We start from the raw sequence: 18,921 nt of genomic DNA on the forward strand, positions 1-18,921 counted from the left end.
TCGCCTCCTACGTTCTCGTGCCAGCGATGCGCCTGGCGTTGCGTGCCTTCGCGCGTTCGTACGCGGTGCGTTTGGTGCTCGCCTTTTTCGCTGTCCGCTTCTTCATCTGCTTCTCGCGGGCGGGATGGTCCTTCGGTGCCTTGCCCTTTTTCGAGTTCGCCCGTGCGAGGACGAGCCAGAGATCAGCGCTGAGATGGTTGGCGATCGACCATGGTTCGGTTCCTCCGTTGTCGAGGATCGCCAGCGCCGACGTCCGTGGGAGGTGGCGGACGCGGACCCACACCTGGCGCAGGGTCAGGCGTGGGTTCCCGTCATCGTCGGCTCGCCACAGGTCGCGGAGGTCCATACCGTTGTGGAATCTGCTCAGGTCGGCCTCGATCGCGTCGCACTTCTCCTGGTCGCGGAGCAGTGCGAGGAGGCCTAGGAGTTTCCCGTGCTCTCGAACCCGGCCGCGTTGGCGAACAGGTCCATCAGTTCGGTCGCCGCTTGCAGCGGCTGCATGCCCTCGGCCTGCGAGCGCATGCAGAACCAGTTGAACTGCTTCTGGCCGAGCAAGCCCTTGACCATTTGCAGTGGGTTCTTCTCGATCGCGCCGAGCTGCCAATCCCAGTTGTTGAGCACGGCGCTGCGGTCGATGCGCAGCTCCTTACCGAACAGGGTGAGGAGTAGATCGGAGTCTTCCGCCTCGGCCTGGGCGGGCGACTTCTTCGGCTTGTGGTCCTGCGGTTTGGGTGCGTGGCTCGGGATTGTCCCGGCTGCCCGGCGCTGCTTGCGGTTCGGGCGGTTCGCGCGGACGACGGCGGCCGCGGCGCTGCGAGTTTCGTCCGCCTCGTCCGCCTCGTCCGGTTCGTCCTCGCCCTGGTCGACGTCGACGAGGTCCTCGGGGTCGAAGTCCTCGTCGTCGGGATCGGGGTCGGGGTTCCGTCCTTCGCGGAGTGCGGCGGCGGCGGCGCGGAGTTCCTCTGCGCTGAACTCGTCGTCGTTCTCGAACGCGTCGAAGTCGTCATTGGCGGGCATGTGCAGCTCCTTGACTTGTGCGCCAGATTGCGGGCGCGATGGCCGCGACCACTCGGGCCGCGGCGGTTTCGGGAAGGCCGGCCGTGATCAGCTCGGCGTGGATGGTGACGACGGGCGTCACGAAGCCGGACGACGCGGCTGCTTCCGCCTGCTCGGTCGCCTCGATCTTCTCGGCCGCCTGGATCGTCTTCGCGACCTTGGCTCGAAGACGCGGGGGCAGGGGCTGTCCTGGCTCGACGATGCCGAGCCGTTCGGCGACCGCCTGCATCTCCTGATCGGTCGGTGTGCGGGGCATGACGCTCCTATGTGCAGCTGGTGCAGCAGAAGGTAGAACCGGCCGCCTGGCGGGCTGCACTCCACCAGGCGGCCGGGGTATCAGGAGACGGCGACCGTGCCGGACGGGGTAAGGCTGGTACCCGTCGCGGTGACCGTCGTGACCGGCACGTAGATCGTGGCGGTGTAACCGGTGAGACCACCTGTACCGGTGACGGTGACGTTGCCCTCGCCAACAGTCGACAGCGCCTCGAGTGCGGACTCGAACTGTGCCCGCGTGATTGAACTTGCCAGCGGCCCGGTCGCCTTCGTGTCGACCGCGACCGTCCAGGTGCCGCCCGTCGTACCGGCCGGGAGGGTGAACGTCTTCACCGTGGGCTCGACCGAGGAGGTCTCCACCCGCTGGAATACGTCACCGTTCGCGTCGTTCGCGTGGTGGCAGGCGATCTCGTAGGACTCCTGCTCACCCTCGACCGCGCCACTGTGGCCGGTCAGCTCGAACAGTGCGGGCCGCAGGGTGATCCGAATGTCGGTGACGATGTCCTCGTCGCGCAGGACGTACGCGACGTAGAAGTACACACCCTTCGGGGCGCCGATCTTGTTGGGCGAGGAACCGGGCAGCACGAACTTGCGTGTGACCGAGTTGTCCTCCAGGGCAGTGAAGCCGGTGGAGATCGCGCCCTTGCGCGCCTTGCTGCGGTACCGGGGGTGTCCGAACCCGTCGTAGTGGGTGATCTCGATCTCGGGGTTGACCGGGATTCCGGCGGATGCGTCGAGGAGTCCGACGAACTCCCACAGCGGATCGAGTTCCTCGTCGACGTTCGCGGGAATGTAGGCCGAGATGTCCCCGCCGACGACGGCGCTGCGGGGGATTACGTAGGTCTCGGCCCCGTCCCAAATCCGGGAGGCATCGGGATTGATTTCGTTTGGCATGGCAAAGCACCCCTTTCAAGGGCATTGGGCCACCGAGTGGCAGCTAGACAGAGAGGGTGCGGACGGTGGTCCGAACCGTGAACGAGGCCATCAACCCGTCGTTCTTGGGGTCCCGGTCGTCGAGGATCGACGACGGCTCACGCACGTTGGCGATACCCGGAATCCTGTGGGCGAGCAGGACGCCCATGCACAGGCCAGCGAGGTCCCATGATCTGGTGCGACCGTCCGACCACGCCGTCACCCGGAGCAGCGGACGCGTGGCGACGGGCCACCTACTGGGTCCGCCGTCGTTGAAGATGCCGACGTGCGGAGGGCTGGTGTCAACGTCCCAATCTTCGCCGGGGCCACCTACCGACACCGTGTGTACTTCGCCGATCAACGTCGGAAGCGTGACGAGTAGGTACGCCTTGACGCGTCCGGCCGGGTCGGCCGGCATGCGGAGCGCCTTCACCGGTTCCTCACCTCTAGTCCGACAGCGGCGGCAGCCCGAGTGAGGTTGCCGTCGCTGGCCTGCTGATACGCGGGCACCGACACTGACGCGGCCTTGCGGTCGGTGGTGTACTCCGCGACCTGCGCGTCATCGCCCGCGGCGTCCGCGATCTCATGAGCGAGACCGTTGATCGCCGCGGCGTACCCCTCCGACTTGAGGAGTCGGCCGACTCCGGCGCGATTGAGTCGGACGTTCGGGCGGCTCATCCGATCCCCCTCGCGGCCGTGATCACCGGGCCGGACAGATCGGCGTCCTCGTCCGCCCAGTCGTCGGGGAATCCCTCGATCGTCCAGGCCTTTCCCCGCGCTTCGACCACGTCGGTTGCGAGGATCGGCCGGGCGACCGGGCCGGGCGTGTAGATACGAATCCGTGTGACGGTTCCGCTGCGCCCGTATCCCTTCGACTCTTCGCTGCCGATCGGCTCGATCACGCAGTCCTCGATGTCGAACTCCGAGCCCGTCGTAGCGACGGGGTTCTGATCGGCGTCGAGTTTCCTGCCGGGGCGGATCCGTACGGTTTCACCATCGCTCACAGCTGACCCCGTTCCCGAAATACCCCGTGGCCGTTGGTTGCGTGGAGATCCCCAGGAGTTCCTTCATCCAGTCCTCCCACACCAGCGCCGCGTTCGGATTGGTGAGGGTGCCCGACTTCGCGCGCGGCCCGAGCGTGCTCGAGTACGAGGAGTACCCGGTGTGTGGCCCCGGGATCAAGGCGCTTCGGACGACCGCGATCGAGACGAGTTTCGCGTCCGGATCGTCGGCGGCGATGTCGGGCCGCTGCCGGCGGATCCACCTACCGGCGGCGTCGAGCAGTGCCTGCGCCCACCGGGTCTCCTCCGAGCGTAGGGGGCGCCAGTTCAACGTCAGCTCAATAGTTGTCGCGAATGCCATGCCGCCCCCTCCTCGTCAGCCGAGCGCCTTGATCAGATCGGCCTGAGTTGCCTTCTCTGCCTCTGCCCGGTCGTAGCCCTTCGAGACGGCGTACTCGACCCAGTCGGCCTTCTTGGCGTTCGGGCCGGGCGCGGCGGTGGGGTTGGACTGCGCCCCATCGGAGTCCGAACCGGAAGCGTCCGTCGTCGACACGACCACCGGGGCCGCGACGGTGACGCCCTCGATGAAGCCCTCGGCTTCGAGGCGCTCGATCTCCTTGGCGTCGACGTCGTCACCGACCGGCTGGCCCGCGTAGACGTAGACGCGCGAGCCGTTGCTCTTCTGACGCACGATGGTCAGAGCGGCCTTGCCGTAGTACTGCTTCGCCATGATCAGACCCCCGTCACCTTCAGAGCCGCGTTGGGCTCCTGGACCATCGGCACGCCGACCTTGCGGGCCTGGATGCGCCAGCCGTCCGCCTCTTCCTTGCGGAAGCGCTTGGTCTGCACACCATCGGCACCGCCGGTGTATCCGCCACCCTGATCCTCGAACGCGATCGACCCGAGCTGGGTCGAGTCGAGAACCATCACGTCCGTGGACGGCGGCAGGTTCGTGGTCTTGATGATGGTGAATCCGGCGATCGAGATCAGACGGCCGGTCAGCACGGGCGCGTCGGCACCCTCTCGCGGCAGGTGATCGAGGATCTTCGCAGCACCGAGGATGCGGGCGAACTGCGTCGGGCGAGCGATGATCGTGTCGACCTCGTAGCCCTCGTTCAGCTCGTCGATCTTCGCGCCCGAGAGCAGCGCATCGAGGAACGGGTTCGCTCCGGCGGTGTTCCAGGCAGCCTCGGCGGCCTGCGTCTGTGTGACGGCGGACGCCACGGCAGACAGAACGACCTCGTCGAACTGCTTGGTCAGGCGGTTCGCGAGCTTGATCAGCTTGCGCGACGCCAGGTCCATGCGGTTGCGGGCGACGAGAGCGTCGGGGAACTCGGTCGCGAGCGCCCACTTCTCGGCCTTGACCTGCGACACGGGACCTGCCGAGTCGGTGGTGGTCGGGTACTCGCCCATGTCGCCGACGCGCTCAGCGGCACGATCGGAGTAGATCGACTCGCCGGTCTCGAAGATCGCCGAGCCCGAGCCGGTCAGATCGACCTTGCCCGAGAGGATCTTGTCACCGACGAGGCGCTGGTCGATGAGCGTGCGGAGGGTGCGGTAGATCAGCACCGGGTTGTTCATCAGTCGGTCAACGGTGATCTTCTGACCGTTGACGGTGGGCCCCTGATCAGGGTACGTGGTAGGCATCAGGCCAATTCCTTTCTCAGCGTGCGAACTTGACGGGGAACTGGACGCCAGCGCCGGAGGCTGCTTCCAGCGCGGTGCCGACCAGCGCGTCAGGCACGTCGGTGCCGGAGACCCAAGTCGTAACCTGGCCATTGGCCGCGCACTTCACACGCGCGCCCTGGGCGATTGCACCTGCAGCGGTGGGGTACTGCACGGCCCCGCTGTAGGCGACGAACAGCTGACCGACCGCTGCGTCCTGCGACGCGATGCCGATCCAGTCGAGAGCACCGGCGCCAGCGGTCACGCCAGCAGCTGTGACCATCAGGCCCCCGGTGACGCCACCGGCGCCAGCGGTGCGAGTCGGCTGGCTCTGTCCGCCAGTGAACTTGGGCAGGTAATCAGCCACGGAGGGCCCCCTTCGAAACGCCGAGCTGCGCCGCGAAGGCATCGAGCTCGTCATCGGACATGTCGGACTCGGACGCGTCGCTACCGTGTCCGATGGGTTCGCCCACGGGAACGAGACCGGGAGCGAGCGAGTTCAGCGTGTCGGCCGCACCAGCGTCGGCTTCGAGCTGCTTGAGCCAGTGGTTCTTCCGGGCGGGCGGGATCTTCCCGGCGCGCACGGCCTCGTTGACGATCCGCTCCCGGTCCTCGAGGTCCTGCCGTTCGGCCGCTGCTACGCCGCGAGCAGCCTGCGCCTGGAGGGCCGCGAGCTGATCGGCATCGACGGCGACAACGCCGTCGGGAAGGGCAGCGGTGCGGCTGGCGTTGGCCGTCCCGGACGCGGACGCGGACGCGTCGGTCTCGGGGGGCGCGGTGGCCAGATCCTCGATCGCCGTCACGATGGCGTCGGCATCGACATCCTCGGCAAGCCCGAGGGCCTCGCGGATGGAGGTTTCCTGCTCGTCAGTCAGCGTGAGTGCCACTGGTGAGCCTCCTTCTTGTGTAGACCCTGCCGGGGTTGCGGCCGGGATGGTGGATGCCCGCGGCGTGGAACCGGGGCGGGATTCGGCGCGATTGGCGTGCCGAAGATTTCGGGAATCGATCGGCGGTGGCGGGGCCGCTCGTCGGCCGGCGTAGTTGAAGATCGACAGGTCGAACGCCGCCTTCGCGTCAACCGCGTCGTCGTCCTCGGCCACCTTGCCGTCGACCCGGTCCGCGAGGCCAGCGTCGACAGCCTCCTGGTCCGAGTACCAGACCTCTTGGCGCATGACGTTGCGCCAGTCCTCGACAGTGCCGCCGGATCGGTCGGAGTAGATCGAGGCGATGTTGTCGCTGACGCGGTCGAGGTCGGCCGCCATCTTGTGCATGTCCTCGGCGTTGCCCTGGCAGAATCCCCACGCGTCGTGAATCATCAGTTCGCTGTTGCGGCGCATCACGACCTCGTCGCCCGCCATGGCGATGAAGCTGGCGGCGCTGGCGGCCAGTCCGTCGACATAGACGGTGATGCGCGCCTTGTGAGCGCGGAGCGCGTTCAGGATGGCGATGCCGTCGAACACGTCGCCGCCGGGCGAGTTGAGCCGCACGGTGATCTCGTCGGACTCGATGGCGTTGAGATCCTTGGCGAAGTCCTGGGCACTGATCCCGCCCCACCAGCTGTAACCGATCTCGTCGTAGATCAGGATCTCGGCGGGACCTTCATCCTCGTTGGCGGCGTTCTGGATGCGGTACCAGTCGCGGCGGTTGTTGGCCGCCGCGCGGACCCGCCGCCGATCGTTTCGGTTCACGCGGTATCTCCTTCGGGTGAGGCGGGTTTCGCGGGCAGGCTGTACGCCTGACGCACGGCCGCCTTGACGGCTTCGTCCGGGTCGAGCAGTCCGGCGTCGACGAGCATTTTCAGTGCGTCGGCGACTGCGGCGTACTGAGATCCGATCTCGTCGAACACGACCAGTGGGGCCGGTTCGTCCTCGCCGAAGTTGATGTCGACCAGGTCCTCGACGACGTGCTGGTTGAACGTGTCGCACACCTGATCGGCGAGGGTCTGCAGCGAGAAGATGAAGAAATCGGCGAACGTCGTGCCGAGGGCCCATGACCCCGTCTGCTTGCCGAGGTTCAGGAAGTGCGCGAGCACCGCCTTCGCGATCTGGTCGTCGTGGTAGTTGATGGCCGGCAGCGCGTCGGGAAGGTTGCCCTCGACGCCGAGCAGTCGCAGCTTCGCCCCGTACGGCAGCGCGGCACCGGATGCGGCGCCGGCCTTGTAGGACGTGGCGATCTTCTGACCCGCTTCGAGCTGCGGCTGGTCGTCCTTCTCTCCCGCTTCGTAGACCGGGACGCCCATCCCGTTTCGCTCGATCGTCTGTGCCTGCACGCGAAGTAGGCGATCTTTGATCAGCCAGTTCTTGTAGGCCGTGCGTAGCACCGAGTTCCCGCGCCAGTCACCGGGATCGGCGTCGAGCACGTAGGCGACGAGCTGCGAGACGGGGATCGGCTTGTCGACCCCGGCTTGCTGGATGGACTCGAGACCACCGTCGCGGGCGACCGTGATCTCCGAGATCGTGCGGGGCATGCGGGGCGCGAGCTTGCGCAGACGCGCTCGGCCCTGCTCGTCGATCCGGTAGTTCTGCTCGAAGAACATGTTCCCGAACTTCGTGTAGAGCAGCGCGAGTCGGAGGTGCTCGGGGAACGAGAACCGGCCCCGCGATCGTCCCTTCGGCTGGCCGTCAGTTCCGCCGACTACCGGGAGCCGGAGGTCCTCGGCGACGAGTTGGGTTACCTCCGGGCTCGCACCGTTCGGGTCGAGCCGCCACGTCGTGCGCCGCACCGGCAGTGTGATCGCCTGCAGGATCGAGCGAACCTGGCTGTCCTGCCGGGCCATCCGATCGAAGACCTCGAGCGAGAGCGGCCACATCAGTTCGGGTGTGGTCTCGAGATCCGGGGTCCAGAAGTTCGTCGACTCGGTGACATAGCCGATTTCGGATATCGGTGCGGTCGTGGCCTTCGCAGCCATGGAGGCCACCTCCTTAGAATCCGGCGGTTATGAGTTCGTCCATTGCGGACGGATCGAGCGCGTCTTCTTGTGTGGGCGTCTGGTCCGGTCGGATATCCAGCCCCTGACCGAGCAGCCACAAGACCCCGAAGAACGCGATCAGCGGGGCCGCATCGGCGGGTGAGTTCTTGCGGTCGATCACCCAGGAGTCGCCCATCGGCTTCGCTCGTGCCGTCGACGCGGCCATGTCCAAGCCTGGATGCGCGAGGTGCTTGACCTTCTCCTTGTCGACCGCGTCGAAGGCGATGCCGGTCGCGCGGCTGAGATCGGGGCCCGACCACTCGACGAGCGGCAGGTTGGCGTCCGACCCGTCCGGGAGCTTCGCGTTGCGGATCGATTCGAGAAGCGACGAGACCGGGGCACCCTTGGCCTGCAGCGTGACCGCGTCGTAGCGGGCGCGGTGCTCGACCAGCCACGGCACCACCCAGTCCGTACCGGAGCGGGCGGCGGCGATATCGACCACCGGGACCTCGTCTGTGTTCACGCCCGCTCGGGCGATGTACGCCATCGAGCGATCCCACGACACGTCGACGGCGAGCACTCGGCGAGCCCACAGGGCGCGGCGCGCCTCGTTGTCCTGCGTCGCCTCCCACTTCCCCTCGGGGAACGGGCCGCCGTCCGCCGTCGAGATCCAGCGGCACAACACCTCGACGAGGAACACCGACAGTGGGTCGGTGCGCATGGCCGCGGCGATGGCCCGTTCGGTGATGACGTTCTCGACGAGTTCGGTGTAGTTCATCGACGGGTTCGCCTGCGCCCATCCCGCACGGTCGTTGCGTGGGGAGCTCGGCGGGGCGGACCACTCGAAGATGCCGAGCGAGTCGCCGTCCTGGAGGTCCTCCTCGGTGAGGTCGTCGACCATGCCGAGCGCGGCCTCGTCGTCGTTGCCATCCGGCCAGCCGAGCGCCTGGTGTGCGGTGGCGCGCAGGTAGCGCAGCACGATCGACAGCGCGTCGCCAGCGTTCGAGAAGCACCACACCTGCGCCTCGGGTCGGGCGAGCGTCGTCTTCGTCGACGCGCCCCACGCGTCCCAGGACTGATGCTCACGCAGCTCGTCGAGCAGGACCAGGTCACCGGAGAAGCCGCGGGCGCCGCGGCGTGATGCAGCGGCCACTCGATACTGCTCGTTGGACTCGAGCCGCAGGGATTGTTTGCCTGCCTGCTTGATGACCTGAGCGATCTCCTCCGCGAGTTCCGGAACCGCCTCGGCCATCTCGACGGCCTCAGCCCACGCCTTCTCAGCGTTGGTCAGGTCCTGCGCGGTGCCAATCACGGTCCGCGACCCGCGAACGTAGATGTGCCACAACGCGAGGACAAGCATGACCAGCGTCTTGCCGTTCTGTCGAGCGACCAGGACGATGACGGTACGGAATCGGTAGAGCCCGTCCTCGCGCAGCTCGAGGGCATGGATCAGTAGCCACTTCTGCCACGGCAGCAGGGTCAGGCCGAGGACCTCCTCGGCGAATCGGATGCACGCGAATCCGTGAGAGGTCTTGGGCGTCAGCTCGCGCAACGGAGGGGTGAAGATCCTGGGCGTCGTGTACCCGCGCAATGCTGACTTTCTCACGCCGACTTACCGCCCTCCAGCCTTCGAAGCTCGCCGAGTTTCGTGGGTTTCTTCTTCCCGCTTTTGCCGAGCGTGATCATCAGATCCATCAGCCGACCGGCCGCGGCGGCGTGCTGCGCGATCGCGGACGGGGTGTCGAGGATGCGGGCCAGTGCGAGCGCTGTGGCGATCAGTCCGGGGTGATCCTCGGCGCCGACGAATCCGGCGATCTCCTCCCGGACGCCGGCCACTACCGATTCTTCGTCGGTCGGTGCGCTCGGGCCGGGTGCCGCGGGGGTCGGGGTGGTCGGGGACGGTGCCACGTTCTCACGGGGCTGGGCCACCCCGGACTTCTTAGCTTGCCGGCGGGCGCGGGTGTAGGTGCTCTGCGCGAGCTTGCAGGTCTCGCAGCGGCATCCGGCCAGGTAACGGGTCCGATTGTGGACGTCAGCCATGGGTCATGACCACCTCTTTGTACATGTATCGCTCGGCTTCTCCGCGCGATATTGGACAGAACCGGCGGAGGGTCCGCAGGGTGGGGGGGTCGATGATTTCTGGCCTCTGACCTGCGTTTATACCGGGACGGCGCACACGGCCAGCCAGGGCCCTGAGACCCCGTTCTCACCACTCCTCGGCCTGCACCCAGGCGTCCTCTTGGGCAGGTTGGTTGCCCCGCTTGCGGTTGCATTCGCTGTGCGAAGCCCTGAGGTTTCCCGGGTCGTTCGCCAGGTGAGGGTGCGTGCTCACCGGGTAGTAGTGATCGGGCTCGAACGCTTCCGGGTGGTTCGCAGGGGCGTCATAGTCGATCGGCTGCTTACAGATCCAACACGGGTTGCGTTGCATCTTCAGGTTGTTGCGGATGGTCCGCCATCGGTGCCCGCTGCGGCCTGCGCTCGTCCCCATCGGTACCTCCTCAGGTGAACCACATGCGCCAGAGGCTGGCAAGCAGGTGGGCCGAATGAGCGGAGGGGCATGGCCGTCGCCTCCAACGAAAGATCTCCCACACCCGAACCTGGGCATGGGAGATCGACTGGGGACATTGTGCCTGTGGATAACTCACATAGCAAGCTGGCTCAGGATCATGGGCGTGTCTCCTTGTCGGTGTCTCGGTCTACTGTGCGCGGCCGTCTCCAGTAGCGCACCTCGTCTCGAACGACCGCGACCGTCAGGCAGGCGAGCCCAACTGCTGTGATTGCCGTGAGGGCGTTCGGTGGGAACGTTATCCACTGCCATGTAGTCATGCGCAGATCGCTTTCTGTGTCGTCGGCCAGGCAAACGGGATACGGGGTATCCACATGGTGAACGACCACGGGTGCTCCTGAGTCGCCTCCAAGATCTGCCGGATCATCTCCTGTCGCTGTTGATACCGGCATACCTGGCACTCGATGGTGTGAAGGCTCCACACGCTGGTATCGGTGTCCATCACACGCTCGCCTTTTCTTCGAGTTGGGCGCCTGGTGTGCGCAGCATGGTCGACAGCCAGTCCCATTCACGACGGGGCCAGGCAGGCATCCCGTCCTTGCGCATCCCGCACGCCGAGGACGGTGGTACGCAGTACTCCCCCGTGCAGACGATCACCGGTTCGTCGGACTCGTCGTCGAGGTCCGGGTAGACGATCTGCATCGTGCGTTCGCCGCCGAGGATGGCGCCGATGGTTCGTCCGTCGCACCACGGGCAGATGCCGTTCATGACCTGGCCGTCACGCACATCGCCGAGCAGTCGGGCCGCCGCCCCGACGAGGCCGGCTATCTCTGCCGCGACCCATGGCACGGTGCGGTCGTCGAACTCCTGTGCCGCAGACAGCCAGAGCCGGGCGACGAGCAACCACGGAACGGGGCACTTGGCGGCGGATGCGGTGGGGAGGAATCGGGCGGTGTGCCATTCGATGGCCACGGTCACGGCGGTCGCGTCGAGCCACGCCCATGGCTTGCACTGGGCCTGCTCCCCCGAGAGTGCGGCCTGCCCGAGTCCGGCTACCTCGACGACGGTGCGGCAGATGTCCTCGGACCGAGATGCGATCAGGGCGAGGAGGTCGAGCACGCCGACGTCAACCGGTGACTGACGGGGCACGCCCTTCTTGCCGAGGCGTTCCCGGTCGGCGGCCGAGAGGACACCACGACGACGGGGTGTCTCGACCCATGATCGGGCCGTGCCGGGGATCTTCAGGTTCACGATGGCCGGCCACGCCTCTTCGAGGTAGGCGAGGTCCTGGACGACGGAGTGGACGGTGGTCTTCTTCATGCGCGGGTGCTGCCTTCCCTCGTCCGGTTGTTGCGCTTGCGCAGGCGTTGATAGATCCGCTCGCCGTTCACGACGGATGGGGTGCGGACCCCGCGGCCGTACTTGGTGTGGGCGTCCTTCAGCTCGTCGGACGTCCAGCCCTCGGACGGGTCGTCGCGGTTCATCCATTCGAGGAGCTGGCCGATCTGCTTGTCCGGGTCGACCATGGCGGCGCAGGAGATCGCTATGCCGGTGAGCTGCTGTGGGGTGAGTCCTCGGACGAGGGTTGCTACCTCAGCGGGGCCGCCGCCGCCGTGGACGATGCCGACCAGTTCGAGTGCCCGGGAATCGAGTTGGTGGATCTCTGCGGGGGTGAGGTCAGTCATTGGTTCTCCCGCGGGTCAGGTTCTGAGAGGAGCGTGGTTTACGACGTCTGCGACCACGTGAGGACTTCCGAGGGTTTGCAGATCGGCTATCAGAGGGTGGGGGTAGAGCTGGGCTCCCGTCCCGTCCCGACCCGTCCCGCCCCGACCCGCCCCGACCGGTTCCGACAGGATTTGCAGTCTGCGCTCTTATCGGATCTTGCGGCGTCTTGTCAGGGTCCTGCCAGGACTGGTGTTCGTGCTGGTCTGCCCCGGTAGTGGTGGCGGTCGCCGACACGTGGTCGGGTCGCTCGGAAGATGCCGCGGTCGCCGACATGGTGTCGGTTCGCTGTGCAGGAGTGTCAGAGCCGTGCGTGGTGCTGGTCTGATCGGGTGTGCCCGCGTGCCCCGACTGGTTGTCGGGTCGCTCTCCTGTGGTGGCCGAACTCGCCGCCGTGGCGGGGCTCTGGCCGGGCGTCTTCGTGGTGGCCGGCGGCTGGGTGCCGGGGGCCGGTGTTCCGGGGGCTACGACCTTGCGGGGACGTGGCGGGACTGGCAGACCTTGGTCCTTGCGCCAGTTGTTCTCGGTGAGCCAGTCGATCGAGTGGCGGGAGAAGTACGGATGCACGGGCACACCGAGGAGCGTGGGGTGCTTCTCGGGGTGTGCGCCCTTACCCTTCGAGGCGTTGCAGCTGCGGCAGCACACGACGTAGGTGTCGATCGTCGCGCCCTGGCCGGGGACGAGGTGGTCGTATGTCCCTGCGCGTCCGCCTGTCTTGGCGGACCAGTCGACGACTTTTCCGCACCACCGGCATGCGTCACCGTCGCGGAGGCGTACGGGGACGATCAGGGCGGGATTGGAGTTGTCGGACTTGCGCTGCTTCTCCCAGTCGATCTCTTCCTTCAGCCGAAGGTGCAGGAAGTCGTGGTCATCGTCGATGAGCTTGTACGCGGTGCGGCCGTCGACCTCAATTTCGGACATGTAGCCCGCGAAGATGGCGACGGCGATCATGACGTTCACACGGGACGGACCAGCCATCAGAACCGCTGTACCGCGGGTAACGACGTAGTCGGTTGTGTGTGCGCCTGCCTGCGCTGAGCATCGGCTGATGAAGCCGTGGACTTCGTTGACGAGTCGGTCGTCGCACTCTTCGTGCTCGAGGACTGAGAGGACGATCGGATGGTTCGCGGACGTGTCGCCCCACCGCACCCACGGCACGTCAGCCACCTACCTGACGGTCGCGGAAGTTGAGAGCGGAGAGCATCATTCGTTACGTCCTCACGGTGGAATCGATGGGCCTGGGGCATGGAAGGCCGGAGGGGCACGGCTGGTCATACTTGGTCCTTCCCGTCCTCGACGGGCAAGCCCTGGAGCGCTGCGAGAAAGGCCTCGCTCAGATCTGCCTGCCGCTTCGGCCACAGGTACGCCTCGGGCACCTCGACAGGCTCGGTGGGGATCACCGGGGCGCGTTCAGGCTCGGTCAGCCACTCGATGATCGTCGGCAGGCTGTTCCACTCCGCCCAGTGGCTGTACAGCTCTTTCGAGACGCCGGAACATTCGATGAGGCAGTCGAAGTCGTCGTCGCGGGTGAGTGTCGAGTAGTGCCCGTGATGGTTCCGCTCGGTGACGGTGACCTCTGCTGCCGGATCCGCGCCCAGCTTCGCCCGGATGTCCTCAGCGAGCTTCCCGGTGATGACGCGCTTCACGCAGTCGGTTTCGAGGGCGTACTCGGGCTTACCGCCCGTTGCAGGCTCCTCCCACTCGCGGACGGGCGGGAAGTCGGCCTCGAACTGGTCGATCTGGGCCTTCTTCACTTCGTTGCTCTTGGTCACTTGACCCTCCTCGTGGATCGTCGATCGCGCTTCGACCGCTGCGGTTGCTGAGCCCACATCGGTGGCGTGGTGCTCGGACGGGGTAGCGCACGCTCCTGCGGTGTCAGCGGCTTCTCGCCCTGCACCCAAACGGGCTCACGCGCGCCGAGCAGCGCCCGACGCAATCCCTGATCCATCGCCCACACCTCTGCGGCGCTGAATACGACCGTCGTCGTCTGCCTAACGGCGGGATTGCGGTACAAGCAACTACCCCACGGAATCGGTTCGTCCTGCTCTTGCGGCATCACCACAGCGCCCCCTGCTCGGCCTCGCTGTGCGCCAGGAGCTGGTCGACGACGGCACGAACCGCGTCGTCGTCACCCTTCCGCTGACGCCGTGCTTCAGCGCGCAGCTCGGGCGGCAGATGCTCGACCCACCGCGTGATCTCCCGCCACGTGATCGCGGCGGCGTGCGCCGGGTCGTCCCGCTTCCGCTCGTGCATGTAGTCACCGGACGTCGTCATAGCGAGACCCCACGAGTACGTCTGGCGGTACACGCCAACCGCGCGCCACTCCTCGTTACGCGCGGTGCCGCCGCCCTGCCCGTCGCGGATGTGCTTGCACCAGTACTCCGGCGCGTCGGCCAGGGCGAGGATCTGCCACGACTCCAGCTCGCCGAGGAGCAGGCGCTGGGCTTCGGTGAGGGTGGTCATGCTTCTCCGTTCGCGATCTCGAGTAAGACGTCGGCGTGGCACGGCTGGTCGAGCGGGCACCAGCACGCGAGGTCTCGGCCTCCTAGTTCGTCCCGGATCATCTGGAGTAGGGCGCCGTTGTCTCGCCCCTTCTCGATGGCGTTGCGAAACATCCGAGTCACGTCGCCGGCGTCAGCCTTCTGGCCGACCTTCTTTCCACTGAGGAATGTGAGCCCACCGGGTCGATATGGATTCCCCCACTTGGTCGGGCGGCCGACGTACACAGCCCCTTCGGGCATCCGCCAGCCCTTCGTGCGCTTCCGCTGGATACGTTGCGGCATCACTCACCGCCTTCTCTTGCGGCGCGCAGCTCGTCGTCCGAGTAGGCATGTGGCACACTGCTGTCGACGCACCCGTACTGCTCGCGCTCGCCGTACCTGAGGTCGCAGTACAAGCACCGGACGTTGCTGACGGCGACGCGACGGTTCCACTCCTCGTCGAAAGACTTTTCGTCGCGGTAGCCGAGCAGCTCCTTGGTCAGAGATGCGACCTTCTCCCGCTCCTCGTCCCGCTCCTGCCTGTACTGGTCGACGACGGCGAGCAGCTTCGTGTTCTCGGCGTCCCGCTCTGCGATCACCTTGTTCGCGGCCGTCATGTCAGCGCGAAGATGCGTCACCTCGTAGACCAGCTGCATCGCCGCATGAAAGACCGCCTCGTACTTATCGGCGCGCTCCTCCGGTGTAGGCCCAGTGCTTGAGCACTCGATGGCACGGAAGTAGTCGCACTGAATCGCATAGAGGTCGTTCGTCCGACGCGGGTACGGGATCGGCTCTTCGGCCCATCGGGACGAGCGGGCGATCGGTGACGACCAGCCGTGCTGTATCTGCTCGAGCTGTGCATGGAGCGACTTGTTCTCGGTGCGCAGCTCGTCGATCTCGCGCACGGCCATCGCGATGCCACGGTCGCACTGCTCAGTGTGGCTGCCGCGGCCCTTCTGCTCGCGGGCTCGTTCGATGCCGAGGCTCATGACAGCCCCTCCATTACAAATGAGTTCGGCTCGATCCCCACGTCTGCGTGGCCGTAGCGCGGAGAGCCGTTGCCACGTGTGACTTTGTCCCAGGCCTGCCCTCGACGGTTGTCGAGGATGTACTCCCAGTCGCCATACGACACCAGGACGACGGGGATGCGTTGCCCGATAATGCCCTCGGTCCGTGCCCAGTACTGCGGAAACTCGGGCGCGTCAGCGACGACCGCCGTGCCGCGAGTAGCGTGTGCGGGCTCGCCGTTCCAGTACGTGTCGGCCATGGTCACTCCCTGACTTCGTTGATTCGGTCGGCGAGCCACTCGCAGTAGGTGCGCGTGCTGCCGGGGTGCAGGCGGGTGTCGTAGCTCGTGTGGTCACCGGTGAGGTAGCCACGGGCGTCGTCGATCGCCTTCCCGTATGTCCGCCACACCTCGCGGGTGTTGCGCCAGTCCGCGATCGTTGCCTGCCAGCGGTTCTGTCGTAACCGGTCGATCAGATCCCAGCCCCAAGACCGCAGGTCGCCGAGCGCGAAGGCCGCGGACTGATCGGCGATCGTCCGCAACGGCGAGTCGGCCGGGCACCGAGCGATCACATCGGCAGGATCGGACATGTGCCAGACGGGGAAGGCTGAGCCAATCCATCGGCTGCCTGCGATGCCCCAGCCCTCACGGTTGACCACCTTCGGGGTCAGGGGGTCGGAGACCAGGCCGACGCCGCGGACGTCGAGTTCCTTCCAGTTCCCGAGAGCGATCTCGGCGGCGACGTTGCCGGCCAATGCAGCACCACCGGAGTAGCCGAGCAGCACGACGGGGTACGGGTCAGCGCGGATCGTGTCGATCAGCAGCTTCCGACCATTGGCGAGGGCACGGCCGTAGCTGACGCCGCCGGGGCCGCCGCCGATCGGGCCGTAGGTGGCTTCCCATGGGACCTCGCGGGCCCGGAAACGTGCTGGGTCTAGATGTCGGGTGACCTGCGACAGCATGTTGTCGTGTCGGGCCTCGCCGATGCCACGGCAGCGGAGCACTGTGATCATCACTGACCGCCTTCGATGATGTTGAGCACCTCGGTGGCGGTTACGACATAGTTCTGCTCGTTGAGCGGACCTCCGCCCCAGCCGCGGCCGATGTACCGAGGTGCCATGGCGAGCTGGCGGATCGTCATCAGCTTCGACTCGGCGGCGATTCCCGCCGAGGCTGCGTCGAGCAGCGTTCGGCACGCGTCGATCAGCGCGGGGACGAGGGTGCGCGCCTGGGCGATGAACTCGGCGTCAGGTTCCCGCTGGTCTTCGTTGATGCCGTCGTTCGCGGAGATCATGGCGATTGACTCGCCTCCGTCGCAGATGTACCAGTGGTCTCCGTTGGCTATGCCTGAGGTGATGGCAGTCCACGGCCCGGGCGTTGCTGCGTCGGCGAGGGTCTGGGCGGCGTCGAGGTCGATTGGTTCGGTGCTCATGTCGGCATCACCCACACGAGGAACGCGATGAATGCGACCCATCCGGCTAGGCCCCAGATGAGCCCGTTGCGGACTGTGCGGACGGCGTTCTTCATGCGGTCACCGCCGATGCGGTGTAGCGACTGAGTGCGTAGTCGCTCGGCATCGGGTCGTGGGTGATGGTGTCGGTCGGGCGGATCCATTCGTCGGTGACGGTGCGGATTGCCCACCAGTGGGTTTCGCCGTCGTGCCCGCCGTACATCGTGTGGCACGGGATGAACTCGGTGAACGTGCGGTCTGTGCCGGGGATCGGGTGCTCGCGGGCTACGCGGACACGGGTGGGCGCATGCGGTGGGGTGCGGAGCGGATTCATCGGGGGCCTTTCTCGAAGTTGTCGGCGTGCTCGGTGCGCAGGCGGAGGAAGGTGGCCGGCGGGACGTGTTGGCCGAGGATCTGGTGGAAGTCGAGGTGGTCGAGCATCGTGGGGATGTCGGCGGCCCGGAATCGGCTGTAGCTGTCGCGGCCGGGGATCAACGGGCAGTTGAGGCAGACGAGGTCACCGGAGGCGCGGACCACGGTGACTGCGGAGCCGTCGCGTTCGGGTGTGGCGTACATGGTCATGGGGTCCGCCTGGCTGCGTAGGTGGCGGCGACGATGCGGTCGCGTTCGGCGATCTCGTCGGCGGTGAGTGCGGCCTCGGTGGGACGGAGGAACGCGCCGAACGCTGTCAGGCAGGTGTCGCAGGTGTCGCCGATCTTCGCAACGGGCTGGTCGCAGCCTGGGAGCACGCAGTCGGGGAACAGTGAGGGCGCGGTCATGATTCGGCCGAGTCGTTGGCGTACGCGGGGAGGGGCAGGCGTTCGGTCCAGGCGTCGCGCCACGCCTTCTGTTTGTCGCGGGCCTCGTCGTCCAGGTGCACGGGCATGAGGACACCGAGGAAACTTTCGCCGCAGCGGATGGTGAGCGAGCGGGAGCTGGTCGTCGCTTCGATCAGGAGGGCCTCGCGGTAGCAGGCGGCGGCGGCCTTGAACCGGGCGAGGAGTTTCCCACCGACTGCCATGTCCTCGAGGAGGGATGGCTTGCCGTGGTGGACCTTCGCGAAGAGGTCGGTCAGGTCGGGGAACGCGTCGTCGGCGGCGAGGCGCGGCAGTTTCAGTGCGCGGCCGTCGATCATCCCGGAGGAGTCGGTGACGGTGACGTGGGTGTCGGTGGTCTCGATGCGAAGGAGGAACTCGGGCTCGTCGGCCTTGTCCTTGCCTGCCTTGAAGATGCTGAGGATCTTCTGGGCGTCGTCGACGCTGAGGTCGATGATCTCGACCCACGGGATGTCGGTCTCTTCGAGGTCGTACCCGAGGTGGGAGAACACCGAGACGAGGGCGAGTCCGGCGGTGAAGCGGTCGGTGGCGGTGACGGTGACGTTCTCCTTGCCGACGTCGAGCCGGATCCGGCACAGGCCGGGCAGTTCGGGGTCGACGCAGGCGTGGACGAGGACCGAGATCAGTCCGGCGCGCAGGTCGTTGGTTCCGACGAGGATCGATGCCATCAGTCGTCACCTCCTTGTTCGTTGTCGTGGATAGGGAGTTCGTACTGCCCGGCGACGGGCGGCGGGCTGGTGATGGGTGGGTCGACCCACCGGTGGATCTGGGCGCGGCGGTCGTCGGGGAGGGTGTGCCACCACTCGTCGGCGGCGCGGGCCGCGTCGTTCATGAACGGAACGTGCGGCGCCGTGCGGGGAGGGCGTCGCGGACGTGGGCGGGCATGGGGTTGGTTGGGCGGAATGCGTTGCAGGTGTCGCGGTGCAGGACCCACAGGAGTTCACCGTTCGCGACGGCGGTGTGGAGCTCGTCGCCGCTGAGGACCTGCGCGTACGTGGTGTCATCGACGCGGCGCTTGCGGACGGAACCGGCGGCGTCCATCGACGGGTCGAGCGGTACCCACGCGTCACGCGTCATGGATTTCGCCCACACGATCTCCTGATTGC

At 66.7% G+C, this 18,921-nt stretch carries 33 protein-coding genes; all 33 read right to left on the minus strand.

Features of this window, described 5'->3' with window-relative positions; genetic code table 11:
• Nucleotides 1-7 precede the first annotated feature (7 nt).
• A complete protein-coding gene (locus L1080_RS04355; RefSeq protein ID WP_250777477.1) occupies nt 8-346 on the minus strand; it encodes a hypothetical protein in 339 nt (112 codons plus the stop codon).
• A gap of 74 nt (nt 347-420) precedes the next feature.
• Nucleotides 421-1,017, minus strand: a complete 597-nt coding sequence (locus L1080_RS04360; RefSeq protein ID WP_250777475.1) for a hypothetical protein — start codon at nt 1,015-1,017, stop codon at nt 421-423.
• Entirely contained in the window at nt 1,004-1,312 is a 309-nt protein-coding gene (locus tag L1080_RS04365) for a hypothetical protein (protein ID WP_250777473.1), read from the minus strand. Before L1080_RS04365 ends, L1080_RS04360 begins: the two co-directional genes overlap by 14 nt.
• Before the next feature lie 80 nt (nt 1,313-1,392).
• Nucleotides 1,393-2,223 (minus strand): hypothetical protein, encoded by an 831-nt coding sequence (locus tag L1080_RS04370; RefSeq protein WP_250777470.1) that lies wholly within the window; start codon nt 2,221-2,223, stop codon nt 1,393-1,395.
• A 43-nt stretch (nt 2,224-2,266) separates the two neighbouring features.
• On the minus strand, nt 2,267-2,674 hold the full coding sequence (locus tag L1080_RS04375; protein ID WP_250777467.1) for a hypothetical protein: 408 nt from the start codon (nt 2,672-2,674) through the stop codon (nt 2,267-2,269).
• Nucleotides 2,671-2,919, minus strand: coding sequence for a hypothetical protein (locus tag L1080_RS04380; protein ID WP_250777464.1), 249 nt, complete (start codon nt 2,917-2,919; stop codon nt 2,671-2,673). Before L1080_RS04380 ends, L1080_RS04375 begins: the two co-directional genes overlap by 4 nt.
• A complete protein-coding gene (locus tag L1080_RS04385; protein WP_250777462.1) occupies nt 2,916-3,245 on the minus strand; it encodes a hypothetical protein in 330 nt (109 codons plus the stop codon). Before L1080_RS04385 ends, L1080_RS04380 begins: the two co-directional genes overlap by 4 nt.
• The gene (locus L1080_RS04390) at nt 3,232-3,603 is read right to left on the minus strand and encodes a hypothetical protein (RefSeq protein ID WP_250777459.1); all 372 of its coding nucleotides are present in this window, start codon (nt 3,601-3,603) and stop codon (nt 3,232-3,234) included. The genes L1080_RS04385 and L1080_RS04390 overlap by 14 nt, the downstream gene beginning before the upstream one ends.
• A gap of 15 nt (nt 3,604-3,618) precedes the next feature.
• Nucleotides 3,619-3,972, minus strand: coding sequence for a hypothetical protein (locus tag L1080_RS04395; protein WP_250777456.1), 354 nt, complete (start codon nt 3,970-3,972; stop codon nt 3,619-3,621).
• 2 nt (nt 3,973-3,974) lie between these two features.
• On the minus strand, nt 3,975-4,889 hold the full coding sequence (locus L1080_RS04400; protein WP_250777454.1) for a phage major capsid protein: 915 nt from the start codon (nt 4,887-4,889) through the stop codon (nt 3,975-3,977).
• 16 nt (nt 4,890-4,905) lie between these two features.
• Nucleotides 4,906-5,274: a DUF2190 family protein gene (locus tag L1080_RS04405; protein ID WP_250777451.1), complete on the minus strand. Its 369-nt coding sequence runs from the start codon at nt 5,272-5,274 to the stop codon at nt 4,906-4,908.
• Nucleotides 5,267-6,595, minus strand: coding sequence for a head maturation protease, ClpP-related (locus L1080_RS04410; RefSeq protein ID WP_250777448.1), 1,329 nt, complete (start codon nt 6,593-6,595; stop codon nt 5,267-5,269). The genes L1080_RS04405 and L1080_RS04410 overlap by 8 nt, the downstream gene beginning before the upstream one ends.
• Nucleotides 6,592-7,815 (minus strand): DUF935 domain-containing protein, encoded by a 1,224-nt coding sequence (locus L1080_RS04415; RefSeq protein ID WP_250777446.1) that lies wholly within the window; start codon nt 7,813-7,815, stop codon nt 6,592-6,594. The genes L1080_RS04410 and L1080_RS04415 overlap by 4 nt, the downstream gene beginning before the upstream one ends.
• A 13-nt stretch (nt 7,816-7,828) precedes the next feature.
• The gene (locus L1080_RS04420) at nt 7,829-9,421 is read right to left on the minus strand and encodes a terminase large subunit domain-containing protein (protein WP_250777443.1); all 1,593 of its coding nucleotides are present in this window, start codon (nt 9,419-9,421) and stop codon (nt 7,829-7,831) included.
• A complete protein-coding gene (locus L1080_RS04425) occupies nt 9,418-9,855 on the minus strand; it encodes a hypothetical protein (protein WP_250777440.1) in 438 nt (145 codons plus the stop codon). Before L1080_RS04425 ends, L1080_RS04420 begins: the two co-directional genes overlap by 4 nt.
• A 166-nt stretch (nt 9,856-10,021) precedes the next feature.
• Nucleotides 10,022-10,303 carry an HNH endonuclease gene (locus L1080_RS04430; RefSeq protein ID WP_250777437.1) on the minus strand — a complete coding sequence of 94 codons (282 nt, stop codon included), beginning with the start codon at nt 10,301-10,303 and terminating at the stop codon, nt 10,022-10,024.
• 519 nt (nt 10,304-10,822) lie between these two features.
• The gene (locus tag L1080_RS04435) at nt 10,823-11,641 is read right to left on the minus strand and encodes a hypothetical protein (RefSeq protein ID WP_250777422.1); all 819 of its coding nucleotides are present in this window, start codon (nt 11,639-11,641) and stop codon (nt 10,823-10,825) included.
• Nucleotides 11,638-12,006 (minus strand): hypothetical protein, encoded by a 369-nt coding sequence (locus L1080_RS04440; RefSeq protein ID WP_250777408.1) that lies wholly within the window; start codon nt 12,004-12,006, stop codon nt 11,638-11,640. The genes L1080_RS04435 and L1080_RS04440 overlap by 4 nt, the downstream gene beginning before the upstream one ends.
• Nucleotides 11,999-13,210, minus strand: coding sequence for an HNH endonuclease (locus L1080_RS04445; protein ID WP_250777405.1), 1,212 nt, complete (start codon nt 13,208-13,210; stop codon nt 11,999-12,001). Before L1080_RS04445 ends, L1080_RS04440 begins: the two co-directional genes overlap by 8 nt.
• Nucleotides 13,211-13,314: 104 nt before the next feature.
• Nucleotides 13,315-13,815 carry a hypothetical protein gene (locus L1080_RS04450; RefSeq protein ID WP_250777403.1) on the minus strand — a complete coding sequence of 167 codons (501 nt, stop codon included), beginning with the start codon at nt 13,813-13,815 and terminating at the stop codon, nt 13,315-13,317.
• Nucleotides 13,812-14,105 (minus strand): hypothetical protein, encoded by a 294-nt coding sequence (locus L1080_RS04455; RefSeq protein ID WP_250777401.1) that lies wholly within the window; start codon nt 14,103-14,105, stop codon nt 13,812-13,814. The genes L1080_RS04450 and L1080_RS04455 overlap by 4 nt, the downstream gene beginning before the upstream one ends.
• Nucleotides 14,099-14,506 carry a hypothetical protein gene (locus tag L1080_RS04460; protein ID WP_250777398.1) on the minus strand — a complete coding sequence of 136 codons (408 nt, stop codon included), beginning with the start codon at nt 14,504-14,506 and terminating at the stop codon, nt 14,099-14,101. The genes L1080_RS04455 and L1080_RS04460 overlap by 7 nt, the downstream gene beginning before the upstream one ends.
• Nucleotides 14,503-14,826, minus strand: a complete 324-nt coding sequence (locus L1080_RS04465) for a DUF4326 domain-containing protein (RefSeq protein ID WP_250777396.1) — start codon at nt 14,824-14,826, stop codon at nt 14,503-14,505. The genes L1080_RS04460 and L1080_RS04465 overlap by 4 nt, the downstream gene beginning before the upstream one ends.
• Nucleotides 14,826-15,428 carry a hypothetical protein gene (locus tag L1080_RS04470; RefSeq protein WP_250777393.1) on the minus strand — a complete coding sequence of 201 codons (603 nt, stop codon included), beginning with the start codon at nt 15,426-15,428 and terminating at the stop codon, nt 14,826-14,828. Before L1080_RS04470 ends, L1080_RS04465 begins: the two co-directional genes overlap by 1 nt.
• Nucleotides 15,429-15,508: 80 nt before the next feature.
• On the minus strand, nt 15,509-15,790 hold the full coding sequence (locus tag L1080_RS04475; protein ID WP_250777390.1) for a hypothetical protein: 282 nt from the start codon (nt 15,788-15,790) through the stop codon (nt 15,509-15,511).
• 2 nt (nt 15,791-15,792) lie between these two features.
• Complete coding sequence (locus L1080_RS04480) at nt 15,793-16,542, minus strand: alpha/beta fold hydrolase (RefSeq protein WP_250777387.1); 750 nt, start codon at nt 16,540-16,542, stop codon at nt 15,793-15,795.
• Entirely contained in the window at nt 16,542-16,961 is a 420-nt protein-coding gene (locus tag L1080_RS04485) for a hypothetical protein (RefSeq protein ID WP_250777384.1), read from the minus strand. Before L1080_RS04485 ends, L1080_RS04480 begins: the two co-directional genes overlap by 1 nt.
• A gap of 91 nt (nt 16,962-17,052) precedes the next feature.
• Entirely contained in the window at nt 17,053-17,313 is a 261-nt protein-coding gene (locus L1080_RS04490; protein ID WP_250777380.1) for a hypothetical protein, read from the minus strand.
• Complete coding sequence (locus L1080_RS04495; protein ID WP_250777377.1) at nt 17,310-17,561, minus strand: hypothetical protein; 252 nt, start codon at nt 17,559-17,561, stop codon at nt 17,310-17,312. The genes L1080_RS04490 and L1080_RS04495 overlap by 4 nt, the downstream gene beginning before the upstream one ends.
• On the minus strand, nt 17,558-17,758 hold the full coding sequence (locus tag L1080_RS04500) for a hypothetical protein (protein WP_250777361.1): 201 nt from the start codon (nt 17,756-17,758) through the stop codon (nt 17,558-17,560). The genes L1080_RS04495 and L1080_RS04500 overlap by 4 nt, the downstream gene beginning before the upstream one ends.
• Nucleotides 17,755-18,483, minus strand: coding sequence for a hypothetical protein (locus L1080_RS04505; RefSeq protein WP_250777359.1), 729 nt, complete (start codon nt 18,481-18,483; stop codon nt 17,755-17,757). The genes L1080_RS04500 and L1080_RS04505 overlap by 4 nt, the downstream gene beginning before the upstream one ends.
• Entirely contained in the window at nt 18,483-18,647 is a 165-nt protein-coding gene (locus tag L1080_RS04510) for a hypothetical protein (protein WP_250777357.1), read from the minus strand. Before L1080_RS04510 ends, L1080_RS04505 begins: the two co-directional genes overlap by 1 nt.
• Nucleotides 18,644-18,892, minus strand: a complete 249-nt coding sequence (locus L1080_RS04515) for a hypothetical protein (RefSeq protein ID WP_250777355.1) — start codon at nt 18,890-18,892, stop codon at nt 18,644-18,646. The genes L1080_RS04510 and L1080_RS04515 overlap by 4 nt, the downstream gene beginning before the upstream one ends.
• Between the last annotated feature and the right edge of the window lie 29 nt (nt 18,893-18,921).

Origin of the sequence: Rhodococcus sp. MSC1_016, assembly GCF_023667485.2 — a bacterium.
Classification (GTDB): domain Bacteria; phylum Actinomycetota; class Actinomycetes; order Mycobacteriales; family Mycobacteriaceae; genus Rhodococcus_F; species Rhodococcus_F oxybenzonivorans.

What these genes read in the sequence shown, in the direction of transcription:
- L1080_RS04355 (WP_250777477.1), bottom strand. Translation starts at nt 346, where the DNA reads ATGGACCTCCGCGACCTGTGGCGAGCCGACGATGACGGGAACCCACGC.
- L1080_RS04360 (WP_250777475.1), bottom strand. Translation starts at nt 1,017, where the DNA reads ATGCCCGCCAATGACGACTTCGACGCGTTCGAGAACGACGACGAGTTC.
- L1080_RS04365 (WP_250777473.1), bottom strand. Translation starts at nt 1,312, where the DNA reads ATGCCCCGCACACCGACCGATCAGGAGATGCAGGCGGTCGCCGAACGG.
- L1080_RS04370 (WP_250777470.1), bottom strand. Translation starts at nt 2,223, where the DNA reads ATGCCAAACGAAATCAATCCCGATGCCTCCCGGATTTGGGACGGGGCC.
- L1080_RS04380 (WP_250777464.1), bottom strand. Translation starts at nt 2,919, where the DNA reads ATGAGCCGCCCGAACGTCCGACTCAATCGCGCCGGAGTCGGCCGACTC.
- L1080_RS04390 (WP_250777459.1), bottom strand. Translation starts at nt 3,603, where the DNA reads ATGGCATTCGCGACAACTATTGAGCTGACGTTGAACTGGCGCCCCCTA.
- L1080_RS04395 (WP_250777456.1), bottom strand. Translation starts at nt 3,972, where the DNA reads ATGGCGAAGCAGTACTACGGCAAGGCCGCTCTGACCATCGTGCGTCAG.
- L1080_RS04400 (WP_250777454.1), bottom strand. Translation starts at nt 4,889, where the DNA reads ATGCCTACCACGTACCCTGATCAGGGGCCCACCGTCAACGGTCAGAAG.
- L1080_RS04415 (WP_250777446.1), bottom strand. Translation starts at nt 7,815, where the DNA reads ATGGCTGCGAAGGCCACGACCGCACCGATATCCGAAATCGGCTATGTC.
- L1080_RS04425 (WP_250777440.1), bottom strand. Translation starts at nt 9,855, where the DNA reads ATGGCTGACGTCCACAATCGGACCCGTTACCTGGCCGGATGCCGCTGC.
- L1080_RS04430 (WP_250777437.1), bottom strand. Translation starts at nt 10,303, where the DNA reads ATGGGGACGAGCGCAGGCCGCAGCGGGCACCGATGGCGGACCATCCGC.
- L1080_RS04435 (WP_250777422.1), bottom strand. Translation starts at nt 11,641, where the DNA reads ATGAAGAAGACCACCGTCCACTCCGTCGTCCAGGACCTCGCCTACCTC.
- L1080_RS04440 (WP_250777408.1), bottom strand. Translation starts at nt 12,006, where the DNA reads ATGACTGACCTCACCCCCGCAGAGATCCACCAACTCGATTCCCGGGCA.
- L1080_RS04460 (WP_250777398.1), bottom strand. Translation starts at nt 14,506, where the DNA reads ATGACCACCCTCACCGAAGCCCAGCGCCTGCTCCTCGGCGAGCTGGAG.
- L1080_RS04465 (WP_250777396.1), bottom strand. Translation starts at nt 14,826, where the DNA reads ATGCCGCAACGTATCCAGCGGAAGCGCACGAAGGGCTGGCGGATGCCC.
- L1080_RS04475 (WP_250777390.1), bottom strand. Translation starts at nt 15,790, where the DNA reads ATGGCCGACACGTACTGGAACGGCGAGCCCGCACACGCTACTCGCGGC.
- L1080_RS04480 (WP_250777387.1), bottom strand. Translation starts at nt 16,542, where the DNA reads ATGATCACAGTGCTCCGCTGCCGTGGCATCGGCGAGGCCCGACACGAC.
- L1080_RS04485 (WP_250777384.1), bottom strand. Translation starts at nt 16,961, where the DNA reads ATGAGCACCGAACCAATCGACCTCGACGCCGCCCAGACCCTCGCCGAC.
- L1080_RS04490 (WP_250777380.1), bottom strand. Translation starts at nt 17,313, where the DNA reads ATGAATCCGCTCCGCACCCCACCGCATGCGCCCACCCGTGTCCGCGTA.
- L1080_RS04495 (WP_250777377.1), bottom strand. Translation starts at nt 17,561, where the DNA reads ATGACCATGTACGCCACACCCGAACGCGACGGCTCCGCAGTCACCGTG.
- L1080_RS04500 (WP_250777361.1), bottom strand. Translation starts at nt 17,758, where the DNA reads ATGACCGCGCCCTCACTGTTCCCCGACTGCGTGCTCCCAGGCTGCGAC.
- L1080_RS04505 (WP_250777359.1), bottom strand. Translation starts at nt 18,483, where the DNA reads ATGGCATCGATCCTCGTCGGAACCAACGACCTGCGCGCCGGACTGATC.
- L1080_RS04510 (WP_250777357.1), bottom strand. Translation starts at nt 18,647, where the DNA reads ATGAACGACGCGGCCCGCGCCGCCGACGAGTGGTGGCACACCCTCCCC.
- L1080_RS04515 (WP_250777355.1), bottom strand. Translation starts at nt 18,892, where the DNA reads ATGACGCGTGACGCGTGGGTACCGCTCGACCCGTCGATGGACGCCGCC.